Origin of the sequence: Pseudoalteromonas sp. RB2-MNA-CIBAN-0110, assembly GCF_040309305.1 — a bacterium.
Taxonomy (GTDB): Bacteria; Pseudomonadota; Gammaproteobacteria; order Enterobacterales; family Alteromonadaceae; genus Pseudoalteromonas; species Pseudoalteromonas arctica.
In genome coordinates this window covers 39728-52222 of sequence record NZ_JBEOOQ010000024.1, presented here as the reverse complement: position 1 = coordinate 52222, position 12495 = coordinate 39728, and the positions used below count along the sequence as shown (strand labels likewise).

Below are 12495 nucleotides of genomic sequence, written 5' to 3'. Positions count from 1 at the left end.
AAAATAAGCTCAGTCCAAAAAACATTTTAATAAAGAGCCATTTATTCTTGCTATGACTTTTCATGCATAGGTAGGTGGCTTTTTTATGATGAGAAAAAAGCCGTAAAAATAGTATATCCCCTACTTTCTCGCTGAAGCTTTGTTAGTTTGTCACAGCGAGGTTATTCTTAAGTCGACTTATGATTTTTTCTTGGTAAATACTAACTGTAGAAAACTTTTGTATTGAAACAAATAAGTCAGTTAGTTTTTCGTTTGATATATCAGAGATATTAATCCCTTTATATATAATAGGTGCATTATTTTGTCTGGTTAGATTATTCGACAGTAAAATATTCAATTTTACTGTACGTGCTAACTCTTCTTGATATAGAAAAAATTCTCTTAAATGTGTGCTAACAATATTGGCTGGTTTTGATCTGTCTATCATTAAAATCTCATCTATCAATCGATTTAACCTGCTGCGAGACTCTATTGCTTCGTCGAGAATATCTAACCAATTAAGTTCGCTATTTGATAGCAAAGCTAAAAAATATACCGTACGTGCTTTATTGTAATTAATAAAACCAGGCCACATAACATCTTCGCTAGATACTCTAAGTGCTTTATCGAACTGCTCAGCGGCAGATTTAAGATACATACTTACTTCTTCAAGTATTGATGGCTCTATGGTATTAATATTTTTTTGAGCCAACTCTAAACCATCAATCGTCAAAATATCTACAGAGTTCATATTTAGCGACTCTCGTAATAAATGCATGCCTTTTTTGTTGTAATACAAACCTAGGTAATTATGGTAAATGGTTTTTGTAACTGGATTACGAAGAATTGGACCTCTCACATGAAGTAAGTCTGCATGAATATTAAAATTATCATCTGCTACAAAACTTTGGTAAGACACAACAGCTTTAAATAGCTTTATTGTTTCCGTTATTTGAATTGAATTACCTTTACTCACCGAGTGTAATATTTCACAGCGCCTATCAACTTCTGACAAAATTGTATCCATACGCTTTTTATAAAGCACTTTGTTAGTTTCTGATGCATTAAAAACAGCTGGAAATAAAACAATTAGGTCAATTATATATTGCAGGGTATCGGCAAAAAGAACGGCGGTTTCTGACTCTTTTTTTAGTTTATGCTCAATAGAGTCAAAAATTTCTTTCTCTAATGTATTTTCATCTTGGGACTTAAACTGATTAATTAACTCTGGAAGTGAGGTTACGTAATTTTCATTATCTAAAATGTTACCTTCCATTTTGCTAATGTTATTTACACTATCAATTGATGTATATGTTCTAACAGTAATAAATAAAGCTAATACGGCTATACAAAAGCTTACTGTAGATATGGTAAAGCTTAGTAAATCTTTACCTTCTTTTAAATCATATACCCATACAGCAAGAAAAGCTGAAAGTAGAACAAGTAATAATATTGTAAAATATAACATTTTTGATGTGCGCATATGTCTTCCAGACTTGGGTCGAGCTAACAATCTAATATTGCTGATTTATAACACGAAAAACGCAGACTTCACACGCAAACTGAGAGTTACATAAGTTATTTATTATCGAGCTATAAAGCCTTTACTGAATGTAAATAATTAAATATTTGTATCACTCGTCCCATTTACCCAGCGCTTGTTTGTCACTTTGTTTAAACTCAACCCAATTTGATGAGTCTTTAAAGTGCTCTTTTTTCCAAAACGTGGCGTGGTTTTTTAAATAATCCATTATAAATTGTGCGCCTTCGAACGCGGCTTGGCGATGGCGGCTGGTCACGCCTACAAATACAATTTGCTCGCCAAGTGCTAAGTAACCAACGCGATGAATAATGCATATTCTCGCCAGTTGCCAGCGAGTTTGTGCTTGCTCTGCAATAGATTGAAGAAGTTGCTCGGTCATACCTGGGTAGTGCTCAAGCTCAAGTGCAATAACGTTATCGCCACTGCTGAACTCTCTTACCAAACCTGTAAAGGTGACAACAGCGCCATCGCTTTTATTATTACTACAAAGCGTATTGTGCTCGTCACCTACATTAAAATCATCGGTTTGTACTTGAATATGTATGCTCATTAGCCACCTGTAACCGGCGGGAAAAAGGCAAGCTCATCCCCTGCTTTCACTATTTCGTCGCTTGATGACATAGTTTGGTTAAGCGCTGCAAGTAGCTCACGCTCCTCCAGCCACGGTTGCCAATGCGGGTATTGACTCACTAATCTTAATTTAAGCTCTAAAATACTAAGCGGCTGCGTAATCTCAAGGCTTAATTTACTGCACTTTAACCGCTCTTTTAGTTGCCCAAAAAACAATAACTCTACTTTTCCGGCGCTAGATATAGCATCGTTTGGATTAATCTCGCTGCCAACTACCATTTTTGCCCCCTGCTTTTTGAGTAACGCGCATGCCGCTAATTTCCATTAGTGGGTCGGCTGCTTTACACATATCAAACAAAGTAAGCGCAGCAACAGATACCGCTGTTAACGCTTCCATTTCGACCCCAGTTTTACCGGCAAGTTTGCAGTAGCTGGTTATTTTAATTTGGCTGTTTGCTTCATCAAGTTCAAAATCAACAGCTACTTTAGTAAGTGCAAGCGGATGACAAAGCGGGATTAAATCAGCGCACTTTTTAGCGCCTTGAATACCCGCAATACGTGCCACGCCTAACACATCGCCCTTTTTGTTTTGATTAAGCATTACTTGTTCAAAGGCAAGCTTACTCATGCTAATAAAGGCTTCAGCTGAGGCATCGCGCAGGGTTACGTCTTTGAGCGATACATCAACCATATTAGCTTGGCCGTTTTCGTCAACGTGGCTTAACATACTATTGCTCACGCGATTCACACTTTTTACCAATGGTAATGTGCGGTGCAAAGTTACACGGTTTATGCATTGAGTTAAGTTGATCTTTTATAATGCCTGTCCACGCTGTTTTACATGCTCCGGTCGAGCCTGGCATACAAAAAATAACGGTGTTGTTAGCAAGCCCTGCAAGTGCACGAGATTGAATAGTTGAGTTACCAATTTCACCGTACGATATATGTCTAAATAGCTCACCAAAGCCGTCTACGCTTTTATCAAACAGCGGGGCAAATGCCTCAGGTGTTGAATCACGTTCGGTAAATCCTGTACCACCAGTCACTAAAATAGCGTGAATGGTGTCGTCGGCTATCCACTGCGATGCAATAGCGCGCATTTGGTAAACATCATCTTTTACAATTTCTTTATCGGCTAAGTGATGACCCGCCTCAGTTAGCGCTTTAATTAAGTAATGACCAGAAGTATCGGTAATCGCATCGCGCGTGTCGCTTACTGTAAGTACGGCAATGTTTAAAGGTATTTGTGTATCGCTTGTGTGGCTCATAATGTTCTTCTCAATAGGTTAATGCTTAGGTCAAAATGCTCATTTACAGCTTTAAATTGCGCCGGTGTATTGGTGTTTATTAATGCATGCGCTTTATTACATAAAAGCGTTTGCACACCAATGCTTTGGGTAAACTGTTTTATTGATTTATGACTGTTTGCGTTTGTGAGTATGTGTTTTAAATGATTTTTTACACTGCTTGTATTACGAATATACAGCGGTAGCGGTTCATTTTCAAAGTGCCAAGCATGTATTTGTGACTGATTTAATTGATTGTTCATACTTTGTACGTTATTTGACTGAGAAGCCAGCACTATTGTGCTTAGCAAACTACTCGTAAGTAGAGGCATATCTACCGCAGTAATAAGTAAGTCGTGCTCAGTGGCTATTAATGTTGAGTAAATTCCGCCAAGGGGTCCACTATTTGGGTATATATCTTTAACGTACTTTTCTGAGGGATAATCGCTCGGCGAGTAATGGCTCGATGACTTGACTGGATTTGTAATATTGCGGCTTATCAGTATGTTTTTAGCGCCTGCGTCTTTTAATAAATCACACCCATTTTGCAATAGTGTTTTATTTTTTAAAACTAAATCGGCTTTGTCTGTGCCCATTCTTGATGACTTACCACCAGCAAGCACAACACCTGTAAAATCTCGCTTAACTTTTATATCCGCTTCTATATGAGTATTCACATCAGCTCCCATATTAGCCACCTAACATGGCTAAGTGAGTTGTCGCACCTGTTAAGCGCTTATCTAGCTCATGACTTATTTCTTTATTGCCCATAGCAGCTCGAATTGCCTTTACGGTCGCTGCAGTATCGTCCTCGTTTAGCAGTTCGCGTAAATCTATACCTTGTTCGGCAAACAAGCATAAGTGTAATTTACCCAGCGCCGACACCCGTAAGCGATTACAACTTTTACAAAAATCTTTACTGTACGGCATTATTAAACCAATACGACCATCGTAATCAGGATGACAAAACTCCTCAGCGGGTCCGTTTAGTTTCCCCCTAACGACTTGTAACCAACCTTGGTCGAGTAATTGGGCTTTAACTGTTTGCCCACTTAAGTGGTTTTCTTCAAAAAATGTTGCGCCGTCACCTGTTTCCATTAATTCTATAAAGCGAACTGTAACTTTGTGGTGCTTTACCCACGCTAAAAAATCCTTCAATTGGTTTTTATTAAACTGCTTGGCAAGCACTGCATTTATTTTTATATCTTTTATGCCCAGCTCTACCGCGCGCTCAATCCCTTTTAAAATAAGGTTAAGTTTGTCGTGCCCTGTTATGAGTTTAAACATACTCGGATTTAAACTATCAATACTGACATTAAGCGCATCAAGCCCTGCTTCAGCAAATTCATTAATTTTCTTTAATAAATTAAATCCGTTGGTAGTAATGGCTACTTTTTCTATGCCGGGCGTGTTTTTACAAAGCTTTATAATATCGGTTACGTCGTTTCGTAAGCATGGTTCGCCACCTGTAATGCGCACTTTTTTAGTACCTAGCTCTGCAAACGCATTTACCAGCGTGCTAATTTCGTTTTTATTTAAAAAATTACGCGGCGTATCGCACTGATACCCGTTTGGTAAACAATAACTACAACTAAAATTACATACATCGGTTATTGAGAGGCGCAAATAGTTAAACTGCCGACCAAATTGATCATTAAGCATATGCTTCCTTTTTTCTTTACATTACAACCGCAACATCAATGCTGCTAGAACCTGCTTTGTAATGTTGTTTTATTAATTGGCTTAATTGTGTTTTACACGAACCGCAATTCGTTCCACATTTAAGTTCAGACCCCAATTGCTCGACGGTGTTTGCACCGTTTTTAATGGCGTTTATAATTGGCTGCTCTCTTACTTTAAAGCAGCTACACACTTGCACGCCTTGGGTAAATTCTTCATCTGGGGTTGCATAAAGCAAAGACTGTAACTGTGTAAAGGTCAGTAACGGCTCTGCAAATAGATGATTTATCCACTCAAGTGATATTTCTTTTTGCTCATTAGAAATAATACCAACAAACGCTAATAGATCGTTTTGAATACACTGCACATGCATGGCTTTTGCCGTATTCATAGCCGACCACTGCCCTTGTAAACCAGTTAAGGTTTGACAGTAATACAGTAAATCACTTTGTGGCTCATTAAGCGCCAATTGGTAGTTAAAGCAATTGCTTGCATTAACTTTGAGCCAAAAATCACTGTTTATAACAAGTTCGCTTTTAGCAAACAGCTGCATATATTGCACAAAGGGTGCTTTAGCTATATTAACAGCGCCGTGTTTGCACTCAGCCTGACCAGATAGAGGGTCAACTACCGATTGATACAACCCACTTACTGTTGCTGATGACGCAAATTGCTTGTTCCAATGAATAGGCATAAAGCATTCACCTTTTCGCACCGAATCGGTTACTTTTGCATGCGCGGTAACCTGCCCAGTTTGGGCAATCGCGCTTATTAAATCGTTTTGTTTAATTGCTAATTTACTGGCATCAAGCGGATTGATTTCAATATACGGGCGTGTAATATGCGATGAAAGCGCAGTGCTTTTACCCGTGCGGCTCATCGTATGCCATTGGTCGCGTATACGACCCGAGTTCATTACAAACGGGTAATCACTTGATGTTTTTTGCACAGGTAATTTCGGCGTTATGGGTATAAAACGCGCTTTTTTATCAGCGGTGCTAAATTGGTTATCTGTAAAAACCTGACCGTTTTTATAAGGCTCGTTTTTAACAACAGGCCACATAATGGGTTTTAAATTATCATACTGATTTTGTGTGAGCCCAACTAAACCAGAGAGGTTTAACAATCGGCTGCCGTTATTTTCAAAATCGGTTAATTGTGCCCATTCTTCAAAAATGCCACTTGGGTCTGTAAAATCAAACCCTTCAAAGCCCATTTTTTTAGCAACATCGCACATAATTTGCCAATCGTTTTTAGCTCCTGAATAAGGCGCTACTAACGGGCGCTGCCTTGATATTCTGCGCTCTGAGTTGGTTACTGTGCCGTTTTTTTCGCCCCATCCGGTTGATGGAAAAGCAACATCGGCAAATTTTAATGTATCACTTTTTGCAATACAGTCAGATACAACCACCAGCTCGCAGGTCTCTAATGCCTTTTTAATAGCGGCGTTATTGGGCAAGCTCACCATTGGGTTTGTTGCCATTATCCACACTGCTTTTATTTTACCTGCGGCTATTTCATCAAACATATCGATGGCATTGCTGCCTGCTTTTTTAGCAATAGTTGGCGAGAGCCAAAAACGTTGCACAAGTGATTGATGCGCTGCGTTTTCAATATCTAAATGCGCCGCTAACTGATTAGCCAAACCACCTACTTCGCGCCCGCCCATCGCATTGGGTTGCCCTGTAATCGAAAACGGACCGCTACCTGGCTTAAGTAATTTACCTGAGGCTAAATGCGCATTAATAATGGCGTTGCATTTATCTACACCCGAACTTGATTGATTTATACCCATTGAGTAAAAGCTAATCGCACTTGGGCTGTTAGCAAATAGCGCGTAAAACTCAGTGACTTGCTCAATTGCTATATCGCAAAAATCGCTAACTGCCTCACAACTCCATTTTGTTGCCTCTTGCAGTGCGCTTTCAAAGCTGTTTGTGTGCTGATCAATAAATTGCGTATCGAGGTGGTTATGCTCATTTAAATAATTAAGCAAACCGTTATAAAGCGCAGCGTCACTGCCTGGTTTTATATTTAAAAATGTGTCGGCAAGCTCGGCGGTGTCAGTTTTACGCGGATCAATAACCACTACTTTCATATTTGGGTTAAGCTGCTTTGCACGCTCCATTCGCTGATACAAAACCGGGTGAGTCCATGCAGCATTGGAGCCAATTAAAATAAGTAGCTCAGTTTGCTCTAAATCCTCGTAGGTACACGGCACTACGTCTTCACCAAAAGCGCGTTTATAACCTGCCACAGCAGATGACATACACAGACGCGAATTTGTATCAATATTGCCTGAGCCTATGTAGCCTTTCATTAATTTATTCGCGATGTAGTAATCTTCAGTAAGTAACTGCCCTGATACATAAAAAGCCACCGCATCGGGTCCGTGCTTTTGTATTATGTCGTTAAATTTATTGGCAACATGGTCGGTTGCTTCATCCCACGTAACAGCTTGATTATTAATAAGGGGTGACGTTAAGCGGTTATCACTGCCTGTTGTGTCAAGCAAATGCGTGCCTTTTACACATAAACGACCAAAGTTTGCGGGGTGCTCTCGCATGCCTTCAAGCTTGGTTGGCACATTATTAAAAAGTGAAATATCAACACCGCACCCTACACCACAGTAAGCACATGTTGTTTGTTTTAAACTGGTTTTATTTATAGTTGGTGACGTGTTTGCGGTTGTCATACTACTGCTCTCTTTTAGTGTGCTTTAATTTATGCAGGCTGTTTTACAGGCTCATTAAGAGTAACTACGTTAATAGTGTTACTTGCTTTAGCGAGCGCGCAGCTTATTACGTTTTGAACGAGCTTTTCACAACCTCCACAGCCGGTACTGGCTTTGGTGCTTTGCTGCACACTTGCTAGGTCTATAAAGCCTTTAGCGACTGTTTGTTCAATGGTGTGTTTAGTTACTTTATGACAAGCGCAAATAATGGCGTCATCAGGCAAGTCGTCGGCGCTTAGCTCTGCTATGTCGCCAGCAAGGGGCATAATGAGCGCTTCGGGCGCAGTGGTAAGTTCAATGTCGTTTAAATGATATTGCAGTAAATTATCGTAATCGCTGGTATCGCCAACAAGCACGGCGCCAATCAGCTTATTACTTTGTGAATTAGTGACTACTTTTTTATAAATACCATTGGGTTGATCTTCAAAATAATAGCTTATTGCACCTTCGCTGCGTGCATGCGCATCGCCAATAGAGCCCACTTCAACACCCATTAATTTAAGCTTGGTGCTCATATCGGCACCACTAAATTCATCGGCTTTATTGTCTAAGCCAGTACTTTGCAAAGTACCTTGCTGGGTCTGTTGTAAAATATGCCCAACTGCAATTTTAGCCATGGCGTAACCGGGTGCCACTAAGCCAAAAATAAAATTATTCCATAGTGCACATTCACCAATTGCGTATATGTTTTTGTCGCTCGTTTGGCAGTGGTTATTAATTACAATACCGCCGCGCTCGCCTAACTCTAAATTAAACTCGCGGGCTAAATTATCATAAGGGCGAATACCTGCTGAGAATACAATCATATCGGTTTCAAGGGTTTTACCACCTTTAAAACACATTTTGTAACGGCAGTTCTCACCCTCTACTATCTCCTCAGTTGCTACCGATGTATGCACAGTAACGCCTAAATCTGTAATTTTGTTTTTTAGTAGCCGACCGCCACCCGCATCAACTTGTACGCCCATAAGTTGCGGTGCAAATTCTATTACGTGAGTCTGTAAACCCAATTGCTTTAATGCGTTTGCAGCCTCAAGACCCAGTAAACCGCCACCAATTACCACGCCTACTTTACTACCGTGGGCTGAGTTTTTTATTGCGTGTAAATCGTTAATGGTCCGATAAACAAGGCAATGCTCACGATCTTTACCCGGTATAGGAGGTACAAATGGAAATGAACCTGTAGCAAGCACAAGCTTGTCGTATTCAAACGACTCCCCTTTAGCGGTCGTTACAGTTTGCGCATCACGATTTATGTCAACCACTTTAGAATGAGTATGAAAGCGTACTTGCCAATCGTCATAGGTTTTATTGCATGTAAGTGCGAGGTCGTCTGCGGTTTTGCCTTTAAAAAAAGAGGATAGTTGCACGCGGTCATACGCTAAACGGTCTTCACCGCTCAATACGGTAATTTCAAATTGCTCATCAGCTTGATTTTGAGAAACCAGCTGCTGCACAAAATGGTGCCCCACCATTCCGTTTCCTACCACTACAACACGCTGCTTGCTTAGCATTTACTCACCTTAAAATGATATCTACTTTAGTAATTGACTAAAATTGAAATCGAATGATTTGTTATAGGATTGTTATAGCAATATGTAAGCCAAATATATAAGCATTTAAAATCAGCAAGTTGCCTAAATTGGTGCAGGGGTGAAAAGCATAAAGCTCAACAAGATGGTGCAACTGCACCATCTTGTGTCGCCATAAATTACAAGAGGATTTTAGAAGATAGTGAGGGTTAAAATTTAGCGCTCATCCATACCCACAATTTTTGAGTATCGACTTTATTAGCTGCAGTATCGCCCGCTGAGTAATCAGCATATTTAACACCCACTGCGTATTGTTTATTAATAGGTTTAACGTATTGTACGTTTAGTTCAGTACCCAAATCGTCAACCCCATTTGATTGCTCATTAGCATCAAAGCTGTGATAAGCCACCAGCCATTTTCCGTCAAACGCTTTACCATTTAAACTTACGTAAGTGTCGTCCAAGCCTTGTGTGGGTGTATTTAAAAACGTATCTGTCCAACCATTAAATTTATGTAACGTGGCAAGTGGTGTTGCAAACCCGTAATCGCCATTGTCAGAGCCTAGTGACTCTATGCCGACTTTTAATGTTACTGTTTTTATACCCAAACCATTTAAATCAACAGCGCCTTCAAGTGCATAATAATCGGCATCAAAATCACTCACGCTTGTTGGCGCAGACTGCGTTGCATACTCCGCTTTGTAATAAAATTTTATGTCGTTTAGGGTTTTATTACCGTTAAAAGAGACGCCATAAGTGTCTAAACTGTCGTCCTGTAGTGCATCGTCACTTAATAAGTAACTGTATAAAACCACTTTACCGTAGTCTGTTTTAAAGCTTGCATTAATAAGATGATCGGACGATTTAATGTCTTTATCGTCAGCAAATATGCGGTTACGCTTATTTAAATAACTGTATTGTAAATCTATGTTATTAAATGCGTAATTAATGGTTGCTGCATCAAAGGTTTGTCTGTCTTGGCGCCAACCTACGTGCCCAACAAAACGCTGCCCATCAAGGGCTATTACTTGGCGTCCTACTTTTAGCGATAGACCATCGCGGGCATATTTAACAAAACCTTGGTCTATCTCAGTGCTTTCTGGGTCTGCAATAACAGAGTAATTAGTGTTTTTCCCCACCGTATTGTTGTAATCATCTATGCCTAATAGGCTGCGAGTGTCTTCTACTTCAATAACGGCTGAAAAACCATTAACCTCGTTTGTTTGATGCGTTAAGCGGGTTCTAAGTGTTAAGCCGCTTGCATCTTTTAAGGCATTGTTTTGATCGACGCTTTCAAAACGCAGTCTAAAATCAAGATCAGTTTGCGAAGCTTGGCTTATTGAAGGCGCAGTGAAGCAACCCAGTATAAAAATAATAGGTAAGTTGTTCTTATAGTTAAGCATTTTGGTTCTCTAAGTTTTAATTATTAATACACATACCAAAGCAATAAATAAACACAGCGAAATACATTTCCACACCATAACTGGATCGCGTTTCATTATTGAACTTTTATTAGCGGTACTTTCTAAATAAGGATTAGGTTTGTTGATATCGTTTATAAACTCAGAAAAAGCTTGGTATCTGAGCTCTGGTTTAGGGGCAAGCGCTTTCATAAGGGCTTGATCTAACCAAAACGGAATATCGGCTCTGTATTTACGAATACTTGTGTAGTGCCAATGGCTGTAATCTTTTGGCGCTACGTGGTTAAGTGGCAGTGGTTTGTAAGGTAATTTTGAGCACAATAACTCGTATGCAATAACGCCAAGTGAAAACAAATCACTTTTAAAATCGGCGTGCATAGTAATAAGTGTTTCGGGTGCAGTGTAGTCGGCAGTGCCTTGCGGGCAATCATCCGCAATTTGTTTAACCGACTCGTCCATAGCTGCAACACTTACTGTGCCGTAATCTATTAGCGTTACTTTTCCGTGCGCATCTATCATTACATTATCGAGTTTTAAATCGCGATGTACCATATCGAGTCGTTGAAACGCCCTTAGTGCATGTACTATTTGTTCAATAATACTGCGCACTTGGGTTATTTCTGGGTGCGGCACATCGTGCTTCCAATCACTGAGTGTTTGCCCGTCCATGTACTCACAAATATGATACAAAAAACGACTCTGCGATTGCGTACTCAATACTTTCATCACGTTTAAATGGTTTATGCGTTGCCCTACCCAACCTTCTCTTATAAAGCCTTGAAGGTAGTGCACATCGTCTTCAAAATTAACCGAAGGTGCTTTTAAAACCACTGGCGGTATATCGGGCGCTTGTTGCACTAAATAAATATGCGAGCGACTACTGGCATGCAATTTACGAATAACCGTGTAGTCATCAATTTTTTGTCCAACATTAAGCGCAGGTGGAATTTTTCGTCGTGTTAGCGAATGATAAAGCTCATCTAACTTTTGCTCGGCAATATTTTCTACTTTTACAAGCAAACAACTTACGTTGTCGTCACTACCTCGCGCTAATGCAAGTTCGGTAATTGCTTTAGCTGCATTTTCTAAATTAGTGTGATCTAAATTAACGTGTTCATTAATTAATTTAGCTATATCGCTGTTTGGGAGCACATCGTGTACGCCATCGCAGGTTAATATATAAATATCGTCTGCTTTAAGGTCAACTTCGTATACATCTATTTCTTGATGAAGTTGTGCGCCAAGTGCACGCGTTAGCGTATCGTTTACTTTGTGATCCCGTGTTATCGCCTCTATTTTATTTCCTCGCAAGCGGGTAATACGCGTATCACCTAAGTGAAATATATAACCCGTTGCCGACTTTAAAATAAGTGCTGTAAAAGTGGTCATCCAATCGGCTTGGCGCTGACCAAGGTGATTGTAATTAACCGATTGTGAATACAGCCACTGATTTAAACTTGCTAACACCTTCGACACTGACTTTTTAACCGCCCAACTTTCGGGAGTATTTAAATACTCATTTATAAAATGAGTAACCGAAAGTTGAGACGCTTGTTTAGCATTTTTTGCTGATGAACACCCATCGGCTAAGCAGGCAATAACGCCTTTAGACTCTTTTTCTTGCGCTTTGGTATTAAGAGCAGCAAACGCATCTTGGTTTTCTGCTTTTAACCCTTTAGCGCTGTGTCCGCCAAATGAAACATTGAGTTCATTTTTTAGCGCTTTAGCGTGGTGTGTTTCATCAAACATA

At 39.8% G+C, this 12495-nt stretch carries 11 protein-coding genes; all 11 read right to left on the bottom strand.

Going from position 1 to position 12495, the window contains the following annotated elements; translation table 11 throughout:
- Positions 1–142 precede the first annotated feature (142 nt).
- Entirely contained in the window at positions 143–1462 is a 1320-nt protein-coding gene (locus AAEY68_RS12785; protein ID WP_024593778.1) for a hypothetical protein, read from the bottom strand.
- A 151-nt stretch (positions 1463–1613) separates the two neighbouring features.
- Entirely contained in the window at positions 1614–2072 is a 459-nt protein-coding gene (gene moaE / locus AAEY68_RS12780; protein ID WP_024593777.1) for a molybdopterin synthase catalytic subunit MoaE, read from the bottom strand.
- Entirely contained in the window at positions 2072–2371 is a 300-nt protein-coding gene (locus tag AAEY68_RS12775; protein ID WP_024593776.1) for a MoaD/ThiS family protein, read from the bottom strand. The genes moaE and AAEY68_RS12775 overlap by 1 nt, the downstream gene beginning before the upstream one ends.
- Complete coding sequence (gene moaC, locus AAEY68_RS12770) at positions 2349–2819, bottom strand: cyclic pyranopterin monophosphate synthase MoaC (protein ID WP_024593775.1); 471 nt, start codon at positions 2817–2819, stop codon at positions 2349–2351. The genes AAEY68_RS12775 and moaC overlap by 23 nt, the downstream gene beginning before the upstream one ends.
- A gap of 1 nt (position 2820) precedes the next feature.
- Positions 2821–3360: a molybdenum cofactor biosynthesis protein B gene (gene moaB, locus AAEY68_RS12765; RefSeq protein WP_024609783.1), complete on the bottom strand. Its 540-nt coding sequence runs from the start codon at positions 3358–3360 to the stop codon at positions 2821–2823.
- Positions 3357–4067: a molybdenum cofactor guanylyltransferase gene (gene mobA, locus AAEY68_RS12760; RefSeq protein WP_024593774.1), complete on the bottom strand. Its 711-nt coding sequence runs from the start codon at positions 4065–4067 to the stop codon at positions 3357–3359. Before mobA ends, moaB begins: the two co-directional genes overlap by 4 nt.
- A 1-nt stretch (position 4068) precedes the next feature.
- The gene (gene moaA / locus AAEY68_RS12755) at positions 4069–5040 is read right to left on the bottom strand and encodes a GTP 3',8-cyclase MoaA (RefSeq protein WP_024593773.1); all 972 of its coding nucleotides are present in this window, start codon (positions 5038–5040) and stop codon (positions 4069–4071) included.
- Positions 5041–5056: 16 nt separating this feature from the next.
- Positions 5057–7753, bottom strand: coding sequence for a nitrate reductase (locus AAEY68_RS12750; protein WP_024593772.1), 2697 nt, complete (start codon positions 7751–7753; stop codon positions 5057–5059).
- Between the two features lie 29 nt (positions 7754–7782).
- Positions 7783–9306 (bottom strand): FAD-dependent oxidoreductase, encoded by a 1524-nt coding sequence (locus AAEY68_RS12745; protein WP_350586046.1) that lies wholly within the window; start codon positions 9304–9306, stop codon positions 7783–7785.
- A 227-nt stretch (positions 9307–9533) separates the two neighbouring features.
- Complete coding sequence (locus AAEY68_RS12740) at positions 9534–10727, bottom strand: alginate export family protein (protein WP_024593771.1); 1194 nt, start codon at positions 10725–10727, stop codon at positions 9534–9536.
- A gap of 9 nt (positions 10728–10736) precedes the next feature.
- Positions 10737–12494 (bottom strand): bifunctional protein-serine/threonine kinase/phosphatase, encoded by a 1758-nt coding sequence (locus AAEY68_RS12735; protein WP_024593770.1) that lies wholly within the window; start codon positions 12492–12494, stop codon positions 10737–10739.
- Position 12495: the final 1 nt, after the last annotated feature.